This window comes from Kitasatospora sp. NPDC088351, assembly GCF_040685575.1.
Taxonomy (GTDB): Bacteria; Actinomycetota; Actinomycetes; order Streptomycetales; family Streptomycetaceae; genus Kitasatospora.
The window spans coordinates 91,498-109,944 of record NZ_JBFBIL010000021.1 but is presented as its reverse complement, the minus strand read 5'-3'; the positions used below and the strand labels follow the sequence as shown (position 1 = coordinate 109,944).

The 18,447-nt window shown below is 71.8% G+C and carries 15 protein-coding genes; 4 read left to right on the top strand and 11 right to left on the bottom strand.

Going from position 1 to position 18,447, the window contains the following annotated elements; all coding sequences use genetic code 11:
* Positions 1-568: 568 nt before the first annotated feature.
* Positions 569-2,014: a basic amino acid/polyamine antiporter gene (locus AB0P06_RS17565; protein WP_363608182.1), complete on the top strand. Its 1,446-nt coding sequence runs from the start codon at positions 569-571 to the stop codon at positions 2,012-2,014.
* Between the two features lie 35 nt (positions 2,015-2,049).
* Entirely contained in the window at positions 2,050-3,312 is a 1,263-nt protein-coding gene (arcA, locus tag AB0P06_RS17560; protein ID WP_363608181.1) for an arginine deiminase, read from the top strand.
* Between the two features lie 186 nt (positions 3,313-3,498).
* On the opposite strand, the gene AB0P06_RS17555 is transcribed toward arcA, so the two are convergent.
* The 11 genes from AB0P06_RS17555 to asnB all read right to left on the bottom strand — a co-directional run bounded on the left by AB0P06_RS17555 (position 3,499) and on the right by asnB (position 16,067).
* Positions 3,499-3,732, bottom strand: a complete 234-nt coding sequence (locus AB0P06_RS17555) for a helix-turn-helix transcriptional regulator (RefSeq protein WP_363608180.1) — start codon at positions 3,730-3,732, stop codon at positions 3,499-3,501.
* Positions 3,732-4,319: a DUF2975 domain-containing protein gene (locus tag AB0P06_RS17550; RefSeq protein WP_363608179.1), complete on the bottom strand. Its 588-nt coding sequence runs from the start codon at positions 4,317-4,319 to the stop codon at positions 3,732-3,734. Before AB0P06_RS17550 ends, AB0P06_RS17555 begins: the two co-directional genes overlap by 1 nt.
* 35 nt (positions 4,320-4,354) lie before the next feature.
* Positions 4,355-4,732 carry a hypothetical protein gene (locus AB0P06_RS17545; RefSeq protein WP_363608178.1) on the bottom strand — a complete coding sequence of 126 codons (378 nt, stop codon included), beginning with the start codon at positions 4,730-4,732 and terminating at the stop codon, positions 4,355-4,357.
* 147 nt (positions 4,733-4,879) lie between these two features.
* Positions 4,880-5,881: a 2-hydroxyacid dehydrogenase gene (locus tag AB0P06_RS17540; RefSeq protein WP_363608177.1), complete on the bottom strand. Its 1,002-nt coding sequence runs from the start codon at positions 5,879-5,881 to the stop codon at positions 4,880-4,882.
* 175 nt (positions 5,882-6,056) lie between these two features.
* Positions 6,057-7,082 (bottom strand): 6-phosphofructokinase, encoded by a 1,026-nt coding sequence (locus tag AB0P06_RS17535; protein ID WP_363608176.1) that lies wholly within the window; start codon positions 7,080-7,082, stop codon positions 6,057-6,059.
* 352 nt (positions 7,083-7,434) lie between these two features.
* Positions 7,435-8,163: a glutamine amidotransferase gene (locus AB0P06_RS17530; RefSeq protein ID WP_363608175.1), complete on the bottom strand. Its 729-nt coding sequence runs from the start codon at positions 8,161-8,163 to the stop codon at positions 7,435-7,437.
* 49 nt (positions 8,164-8,212) lie between these two features.
* Entirely contained in the window at positions 8,213-9,475 is a 1,263-nt protein-coding gene (locus AB0P06_RS17525; RefSeq protein WP_363608174.1) for a MurT ligase domain-containing protein, read from the bottom strand.
* A 316-nt stretch (positions 9,476-9,791) separates the two neighbouring features.
* Positions 9,792-11,240 (bottom strand): GNAT family N-acetyltransferase, encoded by a 1,449-nt coding sequence (locus AB0P06_RS17520; protein WP_363608173.1) that lies wholly within the window; start codon positions 11,238-11,240, stop codon positions 9,792-9,794.
* 89 nt (positions 11,241-11,329) lie between these two features.
* Positions 11,330-12,769: a pyridoxal-dependent decarboxylase gene (locus AB0P06_RS17515; protein ID WP_363608172.1), complete on the bottom strand. Its 1,440-nt coding sequence runs from the start codon at positions 12,767-12,769 to the stop codon at positions 11,330-11,332.
* 127 nt (positions 12,770-12,896) lie between these two features.
* A complete protein-coding gene (locus AB0P06_RS17510) occupies positions 12,897-14,006 on the bottom strand; it encodes a hypothetical protein (protein WP_363608171.1) in 1,110 nt (369 codons plus the stop codon).
* Positions 14,007-14,216: 210 nt separating this feature from the next.
* Complete coding sequence (gene asnB / locus AB0P06_RS17505) at positions 14,217-16,067, bottom strand: asparagine synthase (glutamine-hydrolyzing) (protein ID WP_363608170.1); 1,851 nt, start codon at positions 16,065-16,067, stop codon at positions 14,217-14,219.
* Positions 16,068-16,271: 204 nt separating this feature from the next.
* On the opposite strand from asnB, the gene AB0P06_RS17500 reads away from it, so the two are divergent.
* A complete protein-coding gene (locus tag AB0P06_RS17500; protein ID WP_363608169.1) occupies positions 16,272-16,547 on the top strand; it encodes a hypothetical protein in 276 nt (91 codons plus the stop codon).
* A gap of 55 nt (positions 16,548-16,602) precedes the next feature.
* Positions 16,603-18,429 carry a glutamine--fructose-6-phosphate transaminase (isomerizing) gene (gene glmS / locus AB0P06_RS17495; RefSeq protein ID WP_363608168.1) on the top strand — a complete coding sequence of 609 codons (1,827 nt, stop codon included), beginning with the start codon at positions 16,603-16,605 and terminating at the stop codon, positions 18,427-18,429.
* The last annotated feature ends 18 nt before the right edge of the window (positions 18,430-18,447 follow it).

Here is an 18,447-nt window from a genome sequence, read left to right as displayed (position 1 = left end):
CGCACCTCGCCGAGCCAGCCCGCCAGCCGCGCCGCCTCCGCCCCGATCGCCGCCTCCGCCTCCGCCCCGAGGTCCGAGAACAGCCGTGTCCGCCCTTCGCCACGCCTGGAGGGCCATGTCTTTCACCCGACACAATTGACTCATCGTCAGTCATTGCGGGCATTCAGGTCAGCCGGTCGGTAGCGTGCGGGACCGGGACCGGGACCGGGACACGCGGGACGGGCCTGGGCCGGGTGGCGTGGCAGGAGATGCGGGGACCGAGATGCGGCATCCTGAGCGCGAGCCGGCCCTGGCGGATGCCGTTATCCCCGTGGTCATGGCGACCTCCCCGCCCGTCCTGTGGAGCTCCTGCGGTGCCTTCGCGGGTGCCGTTGCGGGCGTGCCGGTGCTGTCATTGCCGCCGTGCCGCGTCTTCCGCCGCGCCGGCCCGGCGCTGAGCGTGTCCGACGCGATCACCGGTTTCAGGACCGCGAAGGATCGAACCGGCCCCGGCAGAGCCCCCGATCGACCTTCAGCGGCAGGGCGGCCCGTGCCTGCGCCACGCCGCACAGAGTAGGGAAGAGAAGAGATGACCAACGCCGACACCCCTGCCGAGACGCCGGCGGCTGCCAAACTCTCGTTGCCGACCATGACCGCGATGGTCGTCGGCTCGATGGTGGGCGCCGGCGTGTTCTCGCTCCCGAGCCGTTTCGCCCAGGAGACCGGGGTGGGAGGTGCTCTGATCGCCTGGGCGGTCGCCGGTACCGGCATGCTGATGCTCGCCTTCGTCTTCCAGACCCTCGCTGTTCGCAAACCCGATCTCGACGCGGGTGTCTATGCCTACGCCAAAGCCGGGTTCGGCGAGTACCTCGGCTTCTTCGCAGCATTCGGGTACTGGGCCAGCGCGTGCGTCGGCAACGTGACGTACTGGGTTTTGATCATGTCCACCATCGGGGCGATCGCGCCGGCGCTCGGCGACGGAGACACACTGCTTGCCGTGGCCCTGTCCTCGGTCGGCCTGTGGGCTTTTTTCCTGCTCATCTGCCGCGGGGTCAAGGAGGCGGCGGCGGTCAACAAGATCGTGACCGTCGCCAAAGTCGTCCCGATCGTGGTCTTCATCGTCCTGGCGCTGTTCTATCTCAAACCGCACGTGTTCGCCGAGAACTTCGCGGGCGCCGACTACGCGGGCTCCCTGTTCCACCAAGTCCGGGGAACCATGCTGGCCACGGTGTTCGTGTTCCTGGGCGTCGAGGGTGCCAGCGTCTATTCGCGGCACGCGGAACGGCGCGAGGACGTCGGGCGCGCTACGGTCCTGGGCTTTCTGAGCGTCTTCGCCGTCTTCGCCTCGGTGACCATCGTGTCCTACGGCATCGCGCCGATGGGCGAGATTGCTCAGCTTCGCCAGCCCTCGATGGCGGGCGTACTGGAGCTGGCGGTCGGTACCTGGGGCATGGTGTTCATCAGCGTCGGCCTGATCGTCTCCGTGCTCGGGGCCTACCTCGCCTGGACACTGATGGCCGCCGAGGTCCTGTTCGTCGCCGCGAAGGACGACGACATGCCACGGTTCCTGCGCGGCTCCAGCGCCGGCGACGTTCCGGTTCCGGCGCTGGTGATGACGACGGCCCTGTCCCAGGTCTTCCTGATCGTCACCCTGTTCTCCGACGACGCGTTCAACCTCGCTCTCGATCTGACCAGCGCGCTGTCCCTGATCCCGTTCCTCCTCGCGGCGGCCTACGCGCTCAAGATCGTGCTGAAGCCGGACTCCCGCACGGAACGCCGCGAAGGGTTCTCCCGCGACCTGGTGGTCAGCGCGCTCGCCACCATTTACACGGCGTTCCTGCTCTACGCGGCCGGTCCGAAGTTCCTCCTGGTGTCCTTCATCATCTACGCACCCGCCACGATCCTGTTCGTGATGGCCCGGCGCGAGCAGGGCAGAAGCCTGTTCTCGCCCGCGGAACTCGTCATCCTCGCGGTCTCGATCGCCGGCGCGGTCATCGGCGTGATCGCCCTGGCAGTCGGCTGGATCAGCCTGTGAACGCCAAGACACACCCCAGACGGAAAGGCCCCTCCATGGAACACCCGACCAGCACGGCCACGTCGGCGCACGGCGTCCACTCCGAGGTCGGCAAGCTGCGCAAGGTCCTGGTCTGCGCGCCCGGACTCGCGCACCGCAGGCTCACTCCGAGCAACGCCGACGAACTGCTCTTCGACGACGTGCTGTGGGTGGAGAACGCCCAGCGCGACCACGCCGACTTCGTCAACAAGCTCCGCGAGCGCGGCATCGACGTCGTCGAACTGCACGACCTGCTCGCCCAGACGATGGCGATCCCCGAAGCGAAGTCGTGGCTGCTCGACCGCAAGATCATCGCGAACGAGGTCGGCATCGGACTCATCGACGGCACGCGGGCCTTCCTGGAGTCCCTGGAACCGCGCCAACTCGCGCGGTACCTGATCGGCGGCCTGGCCGTATCCGACCTCCCCGGCGATTTCCGCCCCGGCTACATCGCCTTGGCCCGTGAGTCGACGGGCATCCGCGAGTACCTCATGCCGCCCCTGCCGAACACCCTCTACACCCGCGACACAACCTGCTGGATCTACGGCGGTGTCACCCTCAACCCGCTGTACTGGCCGGCCAGACACGACGAGACCCTTCTGATGAAGGCCATCTACACGTTCCACCCGCACTACGCCGGCTCCACGGTGTGGTGGGGAGACCCCGAACAGGACTGGCGGCAGGCGACGTTCGAAGGCGGCGACATCATGCCGGTCGGCAACGGCGTCGTCCTGATGGGCATGAGCGAGCGCACCTCGCGGCAGGCGATCACCCAGGTCGCGGCCGCACTGTTCAACAACGGTGCGGCCGAGCAGGTGGTAGTGGCCGGCATGCCCAAGCTCCGCGCCGCCATGCACCTCGACACGGTGTTCACCTTCGCCGACCGCGACATCGTCACGCTCTACCCGAACATCATGGACGGCGTCCACACGTTCTCCCTGCGGCCCAGCGACACCGCCCCCGGTGTCGAGATCACCGACGAGGGCTCCCGCCCCTTCGTCGACGTCGTCGCCGGGGCACTCGGGCTGTCCGGGCTGCGGGTGATCGAGACCGGCGGCGACGTCTACGCATCCGAGCGTCAGCAGTGGGACAGCGGAAACAACGCCGTCGCACTGGAACCGGGCGTGGTCGTCACCTACGACCGCAACACTCAGACCAACACCCTCCTGCGCAAAGCGGGAGTCGAGGTCATCACCATCGTCGGCGCCGAACTGGGCCGGGGCCGCGGCGGCGGTCACTGCATGACCTGCCCGATCAGCCGCGATCCGGTCGACTTCTGACCGGTGACCTCGCCGGTGGGGTTTCAGGCTTCCAGCCGGCGGCAGCGGGTTTCGCCGATGCGGAGGAGTTCGAGCGGGTGTGCTTCAACTCCCTCGGCCGACGAGGACGACGAGGACGACGGACGACGAGTTGCCGCGGAGGAACGGCCTGGCCACTCCCCGGTGGACCCTGCCGGGGATGACCGGCTAGGCCGACTCGGCGGGATCATGGGTGATCAGGTCTCCTGGCTGACACCGGAGGACGTCGCAGATCCTCGACAGGGTCGAGAAACGGATGGCCTTGGCCCGCCCGTTCTTGAGCACGGACAGGTTGACGACGGTGATGCCCACCTGCGCGGACAGTTCGGTGAGCGTCATGCCGCGCTCGGCGAGGAGCCGGTCGAGGTGGATCCGGATCGTGTGGAGTTCCTCTTCGGGCATCAGATGGTCCCTTCGAGGTCCTCTCGCATGCGCACGCCGTCGCGCATGATCTTCCCCATGATCACTGCGGCGAGGCCGGCGACGACGAGCACCTGCGGCCCGGAGACCGTCGGCCCGGAACCCACGACCGGCGCCATGCTCCCGACGAGCCAGGACTGCGACCAGCCGACGACGAGGCCGGCCAGCGGCGTACCAACGGCGACGAACCAGCCGAGAACGGAGAGCCGTTGCGACACCGCGTCGGTGAACGGTCCCTGCAGCAGGACGGCCTTCAACAGCCGGGAGAAGAGCAGCAGCGCGAGGGAGCCGAACAGCAGCCAGGGCAGTTCGCCCCCGAGGTCGGCGGCGCGCTGACCCACGGAGGGACTGTCCTGGCAGAGGCGCGTGGCACTGCTGGACGCCTCCAGGCCCTTGCCGGTCGGCAGGCTGTCCGGCGCCAGTGAGGCATTGCGCCAGAAGTCCGTCTGTACGCAGACCGCCCCGTTGTCGAGCGTGTGCGTGACCCCCTTGCCGATGAAGGCGAGTCCGCAGAACACCGCCAGCACAAAAGTCACCGAGGCCAGGGTCCTCGTGAGTCGCGTGTTCACCGCATGCCTCCCCATCGATTATCGATATGCCCAGGCTAGGGGGCATATCGATAATCGACAAGTCTCGGATCCCCACCGGTCCGGCCTGACGGCCGGTCCGCGCCCGCGGTGGCGGTGGTGCCGAGGACCTGCCGCAGTTGCTCGACGGACGGCGCTCCGCCGATCCGGCCGTCCGCGCCGCGGTAGAGCCGGCAGGACACACTGGCCGCGGTGCCGGGAGCGGCGAACGGGTCGCGGCCGTCGACCAGCAGCGTCGGCGAGCCGTGCATGCCCCGGCGTTCGGCCTCCGCCTGGTCCTCGACGACGTGCTCGGCAACCTCCACGTCGCTGCGGCCGGCCAGGGCGAGCGCCAGCCGTTCCTTGAGCACCGGCCCGTTCGGGCAGTCCGGGACGAGCAGTATCTCCACGCGCATCGGCGGCACCTTTCTGGTCGCGCAGTTCACGCTGGACCTTCCGGTCCGGCGGGGTGAAGCCTGATGATCTTGTCGTGGGCAGGGCCGGGACTCCGGGGGCGACGCGCGCTGTCTGTGCCGGGTTCTCGGCGTCTGACTGTTGGCGGGTCAGGCGTTCGCGGTGGGGACGAGGGTGTTCTCGTTGCGGCGGCCGGCTTCGTAGTCGTCGATGTTGCGGGCGGTGGCGTCGATGATCTGGCCGACGGCGGTGTGGGTGAAGTAGGCCTGGTGGCTGGTGACGAGGACTTGGGGGAAGGTGACGAGGCGGGCGAGGACGTCGTCGGTGATGCCGTGGATGGAGCGGTCGGTGAAGAAGACGCCGGTCTCCTCCTCGTAGACGTCGAGGCCGACGCCGGAGAGGCGGCCGGCCCGGAGGGTTTCGACCAGGGCGGCGCTGTCGACGAGGCCGCCGCGGCTGGAGTTGACGAGGATGGCGTCGTCCTTCATCCGGGTGAGGGCGGCGGCGTCGATCAGGTGGCGGGTGGCGGGCAGCAGGGGGACGTGCAGGCTGATCAGGTCGGCGCGGGTGAGCAGGTCGTCCAGTTCGGTGTAGGTCATGCCGAGTTCCAGGCAGGCGGGGTTGGGGGCGATGTCCCAGCCGAGGAGTTCGGTGCCGAAGCCGGCGGCGATCCGGGTGAAGCATTCGCCGATCTTGCCGGTGCCGATCACACCGACGGTCATGCCGTGGATGTCCCGGCCGAGCAGGCCGTCGAGGCGGAAGTCGAACTCGCGGGTGCGGTTGGCGGCGCGGGTGAGTCGGCGGTTGACGGCCAGGGCGAGGGCCCAAGCGTGTTCGGCGACCGCGTACGGGCTGTAGTAGGAGACCCGGGCGACGGTGAGGCCCAGTTCGGCGGCGGCGTCCAGGTCGATGTTGTTGAAGCCGGTGGAGCGCTGGGCGATCAGCCGGGTGCCGCCGGCGGCGAGGACGGTGAGCGTCTCGGCGTCCAGGACGGCGTTGACGCTGCTGCTGACGGCCGGGTAGCCGGCGGCCAGTGGGGCGGTGTCGCGGTTGAGGAAGACGTCCAGGCAGCGGAGGCCGTGGCGGCCGGCGAAGGCCTTCTCCAGCAGCGGCCGCTCGTCGGCCTGTACACCGTAGGCGAGGATCTCCATCGGTTGGTCCCTTCCGGTCGTGAGTGGGGTGCCGGCGGGCACCCCGGTCACGCTGACCGGGCGTGCAGGTCGGCCGGCAGCGCGGCGCGCTGCCCCGGGCGGTACGCGTCGGCCCCCTGGCGCGGTGCACGGTGCGCGGTGCCAGGGGGCCGGGTGCAAGAAGGTCGGGGGCCGGTCAGATGACCGTCTCCGCCTCCAGGTAACGCTCCTGCGGGACGGTCTTCAGCTCGGCGACGGCCTCGCCCAGCGGCACCAGGTTGATGTTGGTGCCCTGCAGAGCGGTGATGTGGCCGAAGGCGCCCTTGTGGACGGCCTCGATGGCGTGCCAGCCGAAGCGGGTGGCCAGCACCCGGTCGTACGCGGTCGGGGTGCCGCCGCGCTGGGTGTGGCCGAGGATCACCGGGCGGGCCTCCTTGCCGAGCCGGTGCTCCAGCTCGCGGGAGAGCTGGGTGGCGATGCCGGTGAACCGCTCGTGGCCGTAGATGTCCTTGGTGCCCTCCTCCCAGTGCATGGTGCCGGGCTCGGGCTTGGCGCCCTCGGCGCAGACCACGATCGCGAACTTCTTCTGCCGGTCGAAGCGCTCGCGGACGACGGCGGTGAGCTTGTCGATGTGGAACGGGCGCTCCGGGACGACGATCGCGTGGGCGCCGGCCGCCATGCCCGCGTTGAGCGCGATCCAGCCGGTGTGCCGGCCCATGACCTCGACGACCATCACACGCTGGTGCGACTCGGCGGTGGTCTTCAGCCGGTCCAGGGCCTCGGTGGCGACCGAGACGGCGGTGTCGAAGCCGAAGGTGACATCGGTGCAGGCGATGTCGTTGTCGATGGTCTTCGGCACGCCGACGATCGGCAGGCCGGCGTCGCTCATCAGCTTGGCGGCCTTGAGCGTCCCCTCGCCGCCGATCGGGATCACCGCGTCGAGGCCGAGGTCCGCGCAGTACCGCTTGGCCCGTTCGACGCCGTCGCGCAGGTGGCTCGGCTGCACCCGGGAGGAGCCGAGGATGGTGCCGCCCTGGGCCAGGATGCCGCTTACCGAGTCCAGGGTCAGGGGTCGGTGGACGCCCTCCAGGAAACCGCGCCAGCCGTCCTCGAACCCGATGATCTCGTCGCCGTGGTCGACCACCCCCCGGTGAACCACGGAGCGGATCACCGCGTTCAGGCCGGGGCAGTCACCGCCGCTGGTCAGCACTCCAATACGCATTGCTTTGCAACTCCCGAGCAGAACCGAGGAACGGCCGGACTACCAGGCTGGGACGACGACCGTCACCGTAGTGGTCGGACCCCACGCCGAGATGGCGGGGAGATGACCGAGGGGTGAAGGACCGGTCGATCCGGACAGAACGTCCGAAAACGGCCGTGAAGTCGAGCATACGGCCCCTGCGTCCGGCCGGGCAGGAGCCGACGCGGGAGCGGCGCCGTCGGCGCCCCCGCGGGGAAGTGCAGCCTGCTGCCGAGGAGGGTGTGCAGCTGGCAGCCCCATTGTCGTACGTCCGGACCCGCCCGCGAACCGGGTGACCGCATCGCGGGCACCCGGGACGGGGCGGACGGAGTGACTAGGCGGGGCGCGACGTGGCCGCGATGCGCTCGGCGCGCAACGCGTCGTACCAGGTGGTGTCGGCCGGCGGCAGGGCGTTCACGTCCAGCGCCAGCTTGAGCAGCAGGTCCGCCAGGGCGGGGTTGCGGGCCAGCACCGGGCCGTGCAGGTAGGTGCCGAGCACGGTGTCCCGCCAGGCGCCCTCGGTGCCGTCACCGGTGCCGTTGCCCTGGCCGACGGTGACGGTGGCCAGCGGCTTGGCGCCCTGGCCGAGGTGGGTGATGCCCTGGTGGTTCTCGAAGCCGGTCAGCTGCGGCAGACCGAGGCGCGGGTCGACGTCGGCGAGCACGTCGCCGACGCAGCGGGCGCCCTCGCCGCGGGTGGTCCAGACATCGAGCAGGCCGAGACCCGGCTCGCGCGCGCCGAGGTCGTTGATGAACTCGTGGCCGAGGATCTGGAAGCCGGCGCAGACGCCGAAGATGATCGCGCCGTTCTCGGCCGCCCGGACCAGCCCGCTGTCGTTGCGCAGCCGCTCGGCGGCCAGTCGCTGCGGGCGGTCCTCGCCGCCGCCGATCAGGTAGATGTCCCCGCTGGTGGGCACCGCCTGGTCGGAGCGGACGTCGATCCTGGTCACATTGAGATGGCGCTGGCGGGCCCGGCGCTCCACGACCAGGGCGTTGCCCCGGTCGCCGTAGGTGCTGAGCAGGTCCGGGTAGACCCAGACCACGCGCAGGCTGCTCTCACTCATCCTCGAAGGCCTTCCGTCACGATCACTCGATGGGGCTGCTGGGCCGGCATCAGCCGGCCACGGCCTTCCGCAGCTGCTGGAAGGCGGTGTAGTTGGCGATCGCCTCGATCCGGCCGGGCGGGGCCATCCGGACGGCCTGCTCCAGCGAGTCCACTACGTGGAACTGCAGCCCGGCGACCTCCAGGCGGACCGCGAGGTCCAGCTTGCGCTGGCCCATCACGAACACCGGGTGCCCGGCGAGGCGCTCGTAGTCGACGTCCCAGAGCCAGGAGGTGTCGGTGCCGTCGGCGTCGAGCGCGTTGACGGAGAGGATGACCGGCGCCGGCGGGCCGTCGATCAGCGAGAAGGTCTCCAGCCAGCCGGCCGGGTTCTTCGCCAGCAGCAGACGGATGTCGCGGCCCTGGTACTGGACCACGTCGTAGCGGCCGGCCACGGCCGTCACCGACCGCATGCGCTCGAGCGCCACCTGCGGGGAGACGCCGAAGACGGCCGCGACGGCGGCGGAGCTGGTGGCGTTGGCCAGGTTGGCCCGGCCGGGCAGCTGGAGCTGGATCGGCCAGGCGCCGCGCTGGGGGTCGATGACGTGGGTGCCCTGGAGCGCCCAGTGCGGGTTGGGACGCCGGAAGCCGCACTCCTGGCAGAACCAGTCGTCGCCGGGGCGCTGCATCACACCGCCGCAGGCGGGGCAGGACCAGGCGTCCTCCTTCCACGCCTGCCCGGCGGCCACCCAGACGACCTTCTTGCAGGAGGAGGCGGCCCAGGTCACCAGCGGGTCGTCCGCGTTGGCGATCACCACGGCCTCGGTGTCCTGGAGGCCCTCGCGCCACTTCTCGGCCATCATCCGGGTCTCGGCGGCGCGGTCGAGCTGGTCGCGGGAGAGGTTGAGCAGGGCGATCGCCTTGGGACGGGTGTCGCGGGCGACCCCGGCCAGGTACTTCTCGTCCACCTCGATGACGCCGAAGCGGGCGTCCGAGCCGCCGGCCAGGGCGGAGGTGATGCCGGCCGGCATGTTGGCGCCCAGGGCGTTGGAGACCACCGGGCCGGCGGCGCGCAGCGCCTCGGCGATCAGTCGGGTCGTCGTCGTCTTCCCGTTGGTGGCGCTGACCAGCACCACGTCCAGGTGGTCGGCGAGGGTGGCGAGCAGATCGGGGTCGAGCCTCAGGGCGATCTTGCCGCCGATCACCGAGCCGCTGCCGCGGCCCGCCTTCTGCGAGAGGACGGCGGCCACCCGGCCGGCCGTGACCGCGATCTTGGCGCGGGCCGGCAGCGAGGCGTCGCGTGCGCCTGTGGGCTCCGATTCGGTGCCTGCCATGCTCAGTGGTTCCTCCTTGCTGCGGCACCGCCCGGGACCGGATAACAGGCCGTCGGACGGCGGGGACGGGGCCAGCCTACCGACTCCGCCGCCCGGATCGGCCCTCCGGACCCCGTGCGGCCAGCTGCGACGGCCGCGACGGCCGGGTGGCGGGCCACCTGACGCCACGTCAGGACGGGTGGTGGGCAAACGGGCCGTTCGTCCGTGGGGACGCTCCCGGAGCCGGGCCGGTTCCCGGCGGGGGAGTGCCGCGGGCCGGGCGGCGAGGTCGCCGTCCGGCCCGGGTGAGGGTGTGGTGAAGATCCGGGGGCGGGTGCTACCCGCCCGGCCGGGTGGGCCAGGGGACGGGGAGCTCCTCGGTGGCCTCCGCCAGGTGCGCGGTGATCACCAGGGTGCCCTCCTCGACCTGGTAGTCCAGCGGCGCGGCGAGCTTGCGCATGGTGGTGATCAGACCGGTGTTGGAGGACTGGGTGACCGCGTACACCGTCTCCACCCCGGCCTCCAGGGCCAGCGCCGCCATCCGCCGCATCAGGTCGAGCCCGAGCCCGCGCCGCTGCCAGGCGTCCTCGACCAGTACCGCGACCTCGGCGCCGTCGTCGTCCCACATCAGGTGCCCGAGGGCGACGATCCGCCCGTCGGAGGTCTCCACCGCGAGCGTCTGGCCGTGCCGGGCGTCCAGCAGGTGGTCCAGGTAGCGGTCGGCGTCCCGGACCGGGCCGTGGTAGCGCTTGCGCAGGGTGTCGGGGGAGCAGCGGTGGTGCATGGCCAGCGCCGCCTCCTTGTCGCCGGTGTCCGCCCGCCGCACGGTCAGGTCCGCCCCGGCCGGCAGTGTCAGCCGGGCCCGGACGTCCGGCACCCGGGGGCCGAGCAGGGTGTCCAGCTCCACCAGGGCCTGGGCGCGGGCGAACTCGGTCGGGGTGAACGGCAGGTGCGGGCGGGTGAGCTCGATCAGGTCCCCGGACGGCACGGGCAGCCGCATCACATGCCCGTCCACCCCGGCGCCGGACCGCCCGCCCGCGCCCGGGTACTGCCGGATGGCGCACTGCCCGAACAACTGCCGCAGCGCGACCGGCAGCTCGGCGGCGTCCAGCGCGGTGCGGGTGGCGAGTGCCAGGACATGCGTGGGAACGTCCACCAGATCGTGTGCGTCGGCCGGGTCGGTCCAGATGTCGTGGCCGCCCGCGGTCGCCACCAGTGCGGCCAGGCCGGCCCGGGTGAGCGAGCGCGGCGCGCGGACGAAGAACTCGTCCACGGCGCCGCTGGGCAGCGGGTGCGACTGCATCGAGACGATGTTCACCTGCCGCTCGGCGAAGGCCGTGCAGACCCGGGCCAGGCTGCCGGGGGAGTCCGGCACGGTGGTGCGCACCCGCCAGAGCGCGGTCGGCTCGAACTCGTCCAGGGGGCCCTGCGGTCCGGGCGTGGCGGAGGGCGCCGGATCGTCCGGGCCCGGTGGCCCGTGCAGCTGGTGGCGCTGTGACCACCAGGTGTGGAAGAGCGCCGTGGCGAGCAGGGCGGCGGCCGAGGCGGCGAGCACCACCGGGCCGTCCGGACCGTCCACGACGATCTTGGCGACCAGGTCGGCGGTGGTCACCGAGAGGAAGACCGCGGCGAGTTCCACGGAGTCGCGGCGCCAGCGGTGGCCTCTGGCGCCGCGCCGCCGGGCACGGGAGGGGGCCGGCGGCGGGGTCCCGGTCCGCCCGGTCTGCCCGGCCTGTCCTGCCTGTCCGGTCTGTTCGGTCGTCGTCAGCTTCTCCGGGTGCTCCATGGCATCAATCTGCCGCCTCGGTGTTTCGCGATCACGAATCCCCCGTGACCTGTCGGTAAATGTCTCCGGGCCTCGGTGGCGGGCCGCGGTCACCGGGCCGTTCGCCCGAGGAGTTCGGCCGCCGCCGCCTTCACCTCGGCCAGCAGCAGCTCCAGATCCGCCTCGGTGGTCGCGGCGTTGAGCAGGCAGGCGCGCAGCATCTCCCGGCCGGCCAGCCGGGCGCCGGTGACAAAGACCCGCCCGCGCCGCTGCACCGCCACCGGGAGCTCCCGGTTGAGCGCGTCCAGGGCGGCCTCGTCCAGTCCGGCGGCCCGGTGGCGGAACGCCGTGATCGAGGTCTGCACCGGTGCCAGCAGCTCCAACTCCTCGTCGGCCTCGATGAGTTCACCGAGGTGGCGGGCCAGTTCGGTGCACCGGGCGATGTCCTGGGCGAGCCCTGCCCGGCCCCGGTGCGCGATGGTGGCCCACACCTTGAGCGCGCGGAACGGGCGGGTCTGCTCGGTGCCGTACTCGGAGAACCAGCCGAGCGCGCCGGCCGCCTCGTCGCGCAGATAGGACGGCACCAGGCTGAAGGTGCCACGCAGTTCCTCGGTGTCGCGGACCAGCGCGCAACCGCAGTCCACCGGCACGCCCAGCCACTTGTGCGGGTCGAGGGCGAGCGAGTCGGCGCGCTCCAGCCCGGCGTAGCGGTGGGCGATCACCGGGTCCAGCACGCCGAACGCCCCGTACGCGCCGTCCACGTGCAGCCAGAGGCGCTGTTCGGCGCAGAGGTCGGCGATCGGGCCGAAGGCGTCCACGGCGCCGGTGCCGACCGTGCCGGCCGAGGCGACCACCAGGAACGGCAGCAGCCCGGCGGCCCGGTCCCGCTCGATCGCCGCCCGCAGATCGGCGAGGTCGAGCCGCCCGTCCGGGTCGGTGGCGACGGTGCGCAACTGCCTGCTGCCCAGGCCCAGCAGCTCGGCGGCCTTGCGCACACAGGAGTGGGTCTCCCCGGTGACGTAGCCGACCAGCGGCGGCAGGCCCGCCAGGCCGTCCTCCCGGACGTTCCACCCGGCCTGCCGGGCGGCGCGGTCGCGGGCGGCGGCCAGACAGACGATGGTCGCCATCGAGGTGCCGGAGGTGAGCAGCCCGCCGCCGGCCGGGTGCGGGAAACCGACCAGCTCGGCGATCCAGCGCACCACGGCGCGCTCCAGATGGACGTCGGCGTGGTCGCCGCCGGCCGAGCTGGGGTTCATCGCGGCGGCGGCCAGGGTGGCGAGCACCCCGGCGGGGGCGGGGGCGGAGTTCACCCAGCCGAAGAAGCGCGGGTTGCCGTTGCCCATCGGGTACGGCAGGACGTCCTGGCCGATGACGGCCAGGAGCTCGGCGAGCGGGCGGCCGTCCTCGGGCAGCGGCGCGTCCAGCAGGGCCTGCCGGGCGGTGTCGTCCATCGGCTGCCAGACCGGGCGGTCGGGCAGCCCGGCGAGGTAGTCGGAGACCAGCTCGGCGGTGGCGTGCGCGGCGGCGCGGAAGTCCTCGGGTCCGTCCATGAGGGCTGCTCCAGCGGGTGGGGGCCTGGGGCGCGGCGTCCTCGGCGCACCTGTGATCAGGCCCGATCCTACGGAAGGGGCCCGCGCCGTGCGGCGCGGGCCCCGGGGGGAACGGTCGGGGAGGGCGTCAGTCGAGCGAGGCGGAGAGCCCGCTCGCCGAGCGGCAGTAGCCCTGCATCTCCTTGTCGGTGAGCTTGGCGCAGAGCCGGCCGGCCGCGCCGCCGTCGGTGTAGTTGACCGTGTAGTAGCTGACCAGGCCCTCGGCGCAGGCCTTGCGCTGCCAGCCGTCGGCGGCCGTCGCGCACTGCTGGGCGGCCCAGTCCTCGCGGTCCAGGTTGTACTTCATGGTGCGCGAACCGACACCCCGGCTGCAGTCCACGGCCCCGCCGGCGCCCTTGCCGCTCAGACACCACTTCAGCGCGTCGGCGTACACCTCGGGGTGGTTCGGGTAGTCGTGCGACGAGAGGTAGAACGTCGGCGCGTAGAAGAAGCAGGCGGACTGGAACAGCGACGGCTGGTCCTTGCACGGGTACAGCGGGTCCTGGGCGAGCTTGTCGGCGGGCAGGTTGGCCTTCGCCTTCTCGTCCTCCTCGTCCGGGCCGAAGAGCTGCATGAACAGCCCCTCCGAGCACCGGATCTTGTTCTGGTCGGAGGGGAACTTGTCGCACAGCGCCCGGGCGGCCGCCACGTCCTGCTTGGCGACGAACATGGTGCCGTGGCCGACGCCGTGGATGCACGGCCCGATGTTGGTCGGCGCGCAGAGCTTCAGCAGGTCCACCTCGGGCTGCGGGGAGGCGTTCAGCATCTCCTCGACCGCGCCGTGCAGATAGCCGGCCGCGCAGGTCTCGTGCGGGAAGGAGATGACCTTCTGGAAGTCCGCGTTGAACCGCTTCACCGCCTCGTGCCCGAGCTCGTGGGCGATCGGGTGGCAGAACCGGACGGTGTACGGCAGCTGCTTGGTGATCCGGTCGAGGTCGGCCAGCGCGACCCCGGGGTCGGTGGCCTGCATCTCGGTCATCAGTTTGTTGCGCAGCGTCGAGCGGGTCCACACCGCCGGGTCGCCGGTCGGGGTGGCGCTCGCGACGCCCGCCGGGCCGGTGGCGTCGGCCGCACCCGCTGCGGCCGGGGCGCCCACCGCGGCGGCGGGCGCGGGCGTCCAGTCGGTGACGGCCACCGATCCCAGGCCCAGGACCCCCAGCAGAAGAGCGGTGAGAATCGCGAATGCTCGCGGTTGCATGACGGAGATCCCCCGGCGGATCGAGGCGGACGGTTCGCTTCCCATCCTGACGGCACGGGGGGTGGGATTCCGCGTTTTCGACCGCCATTCGGGAGGTGTCGGCGACGCTATCGCACGTCCCACCTGCCCAACGACGCGGGATGGCCCGGGGTCACCACCCGTACGGCGCAGCGGGATGGCGCGGGGCCGCCGCGCCGTACGGGGGAACGGTCAGAGCTCCAGGGAGACCTGGTACCGCGTCAGCCAGGCGTTGAGGTCCAGCGCCAGATCGACGCCGAGCCGGACGGTCTGCGGGTCGGTGTCCGGGGCGAGCGCGTCGGCGAGCCGCCGCCGGTCCAGCAGGGCGAGCACGGGGGCGGCCGGGTCGGTGGCGAGCTCGGCCAGTTCGTCACGGAGCATCGCCGGGTAGTGCGGGTCCTGCACGGCCGGGTACGGGCTCTTCACCCGGTCGGCGACCTCCTGCGGCAGCACGTCCCGGACGGCGGCACGCAGCAGGCTCTTCTCCCGGCCGTCGAAGGTCTTCATCGCCCAGGGGGTGTTGAAGACGTACTGCACCAGCCGGTGGTCGCAGAACGGCACCCGCACCTCAAGGCCGTTGGCCATGCTCATCCGGTCCTTGCGGTCCAGCAGGATGCAGACGAAGCGGGTGAGGTGGAGGTAGGAGATCTCCCGCATCCGCCGCTCGACCGGGTCGGCGCCGGGCAGGTGCGGGACCTCGGCCAGCGCCTCGCGGTAGCGGGCCCGCCGGTAGCCGTCCAGATCGAGCCTGTCGAGCAGACCGCCGTCCAGCAGCTGTTCGCGCGGCCTGGCGCCCCTGCCGCCGAGCTGGACCGCCGCGGCCGCCCAGGGGAAGTCGTCGGCGGCGACGATCCCCGGGTCGTGGAACCAGCGGTAGCCGCCGAACAGCTCGTCGGCGGACTCCCCGGAGAGCGCCACCGTCGACTTCCGGCGCACGCTGCGGAAGAGCAGCAGCAGGGAGGTGTCCATGTCGCCGAAGCCGCCCGGCGCGTCCCGGGCGCGCAGCACGGTGGCCCGCTGCGCCGGGTCGGTGAGCGCGGCGCTGTCCAGTTCGATGACGCTGTGGTCGGCGCCGACGTGGTCGGCCAGCAGCCGGGCGTACGGCCGGTCCGGGGTCGGGCGGGTCTCGTCGGCCTGGAAGTGCTCGGTCTGGCCGACGAAGTCCACCGCGAAGGAGCGCACCGGGCCGGCGCCGGCCTCGCGCAGCGCCCTGGCGGCCAGCGCGGTGACGGTGCTGGAGTCGAGGCCGCCGGAGAGCAGCGAGCAGAGCGGTACGTCCGCCTCCAGCTGGCGGTGCACGATGTCGTCCAGCAGGGCGCGGACGGTCGCGACGGTGGTCTCCAGGTTGTGGGTGTGCTCGCGGGCCTCCAGGGCCCAGTAGCGGCGGACGGAGATCCCGGTGCGGCGGATCCGGACCACATGGCCCGGCCGGACCTCGGCGATGCCCCGGTAGATCGTCCGCCCCGGGGTCCTGGTGACGGCGAGCAGTTCGCGCAGGCCGTCGAGGTCCACCACCGGCCGGACCGCCGGGTGGGCGAGCACGGCCTTGGCCTCGGAACCGAAGATCACGCCGTCCGGGGTGGGGCAGTAGTGCAGCGGCTTGATGCCCATCCGGTCGCGGACCAGCAGCAGCTCCTCGCTGCGGGTGTCCCAGACGGCGAAGGCGAACATGCCGTTCAGCCGCTCGGCCAGGCCCTCGCCCCATTCGAGGTAGGCGTGCAGCACGACCTCGGTGTCGCTGCGGGTGTGGAAGCGGTGCCCGGTCGCCTCCAGCTCCGCGCGCAGCTCGCGGTGGTTGTAGACCTCGCCGCTGTAGGTGAGCACGGCCAGGGCCCGGCCGTCGTGCTCGACCGTCATCGGCTGGGTGCCGCCCTCGATGTCGATCACCGCGAGGCGGCGGTGGCCCAGTGCGGCGTGCCGCTCCAGGTGGACTCCGCCGGCGTCCGGGCCGCGGCAGAACTGGGTGGCCGTCATCGCGTCCAGTACCGGACGTTCGGCGGTGAGGTCGCGGTCGAAGGCGACCCATCCGGTGATCCCGCACATCTGCAAGCCTCCGGTCTCCCGATACGCGTCTGCGATCCGTATGCGGAGAATCACGCTACGTCGCCACCGGGGGTCGCTACAAGGGTGGGGCGAGAAGGGGGTGAACCGACTCCGGGTCCCGATTGAGCCGAAAGCCCCGAGATCTGCCCGGATTCGGGCAAGATCTTTGGTTTCGCCGCCGGGCGCGGCCTAGGCTCCTGGCTCGTGTCCAGCTCACCGCACCCTCACGAAGACCTGCTCGCCCACCTCACCCGGACCAGCCCGCTCGGGCCCAGGGAGGCGGCGCGGGTCGTGGCGGAGGTCCTGGCGTACTTCTCCGAGACGACCGAGGAGTACGTCCGGCGCCGCCACGGTGAGCTGCAGGCGCGCGGCCTGACCAACGAGCGGATCTTCGCCCGGCTGGCCGAGGAACTGCCCGCCAGGCGGGTCGCCGCGCCCGGGCTCTCGGCCCGCCAGCTGCGCCGGATGGTCTACGGCTGACCGCCGGCCGCCCGCTTCCCCCGCCTCTTCCCGCCTCGTGAAGGAGTCCACCCAGATGTGCGGAATCGTGGCCTACATCGGCCCCAAGGACGCGACCCCCTTTCTGCTGGAGGGGCTGGCCCGGCTGGAGTACCGCGGCTACGACTCGGCCGGCGTCGCCGTCACCGGCCGCACCGGCGGCCTGAAGGTCCGCAAGACCAAGGGCCGGGTCGCCGACCTCGCCGCCGCCGTGCCCGCCCGGTTCAAGGGCACCACCGGGATCGGCCACACCCGCTGGGCCACCCACGGCGAACCCAGCGACGCCAACGCCCACCCGCACCTGGACAACGCCGACCGGATCGCCGTCGTCCACAACGGCATCATCGAGAACGCCGACGAGCTGCGCGCCAGGCTCACCGCCGACGGCGCCGTCTTCCGTTCCGAGACCGACTCCGAGGTGCTCGCCCACCTGATCGCCGCCCACGCCGCGGCCGGGGCCGAGCTGGAGGACGCGGTGCGCGCCGCGCTCGGCAGGGTGGTCGGCACCTACGGCATCGCCGTGCTCGACGCCGCCCAGCCCGACCGCATCGTGGTCGCCCGCAACGGCAGCCCGATCGTCCTCGGCATCGGCGAGAAGGAGATGTTCGCCGCCTCCGACGTCTCGGCGCTGGTCCGCTACACCCGGCAGGTCGTCCACCTGGAGGACGGCGAGCTGGCCACCGTCCGCGCCGACGGCTTCCGCACCTTCACCGAGGACGCCCGCACCACGCACCGCCAGCCGTCCACCGTGGACTGGGAGACCGACTCCTACGACACCGGCGGCTACGAGCACTTCCTGCTCAAGGAGATCCACGAGCAGCCCGGCTCGGTCGAGCGCACCCTCGGCGGCCGGCTCGACGAGCGGTTCGCCACCGCCCACCTCGGCGGCCTCAACCTGGACGCCCGCGAGCTGCGCGAGATCCGCCGGGTCAAGATCCTCGGCTGCGGTTCCGCCTACTACGCCGGTGAGATGGGCGCCCAGCTGATCGAGGAGCTGGCCCGGATCCCCGCGCACAGCGAGCCCGCCTCCGAGTTCCGCTACCGCAACCCGGTGATCGAGGCGGACACCCTGTACGTCGCGGTCAGCCAGTCCGGCGAGACCTACGACACGCTGGCCGCCGTCCAGGAGATCAAGCGCAAGGGCGGCCGGGTGCTGGGCGTCGTCAACACCGTCGGCAGCGCCATCGCGCGCGAGTGCGACGGCGGCATCTACCTGCACGCGGGCCCGGAGATCTCGGTCGCCTCGACCAAGGCCTTCACCTCGACGGTGGTCGCCTTCGCGCTGCTCGCCCTGCACTTCGGGCGCATCCACGACCTCTCGCCCGCCGACGGCCGCCGCATCGTGGCCGGTCTGAAGGCGCTGCCCGGGCAGATCCGGGAGATCCTCACGCAGAACGACGCCATCGCCGAACTCGCCGCCGAGTACGCGCGGTCCGAGGGCATGATGTTCATCGGCCGGGTCCGCGGCTACCCCGTCGCGCGGGAGGGCGCGCAGAAGCTCAAGGAGATCTCCTACGTCCACGCCGAGGCGTACCCCGCGAGCGAGTTGAAGCACGGCCCGCTCGCCCTGATCAGCTCCGCGCTGCCGACCGTCGCCCTGGTGCCCGACGACGAGCTGCTCGACAAGAACCTCACCACGCTCGGTGAGATCAAGGCCCGCTCCGGCCGGGTGCTGGCCGTCGCCCACCGCAGGCCCGAGGCGAAGCTCGCCGACCACTGCATCCTCGTCCCCAGGAGCGAGCCCGAGCTCGACCCGCTGCTCCTCAACATCCCGCTCCAACTGCTCGCGTACCACGCGGCGGTGGCGCTGAAGCGGGACGTCGACAAGCCGCGCAACCTGGCGAAGAGCGTGACCGTGGAGTAGCGCCCGGTGCCCGGCCCG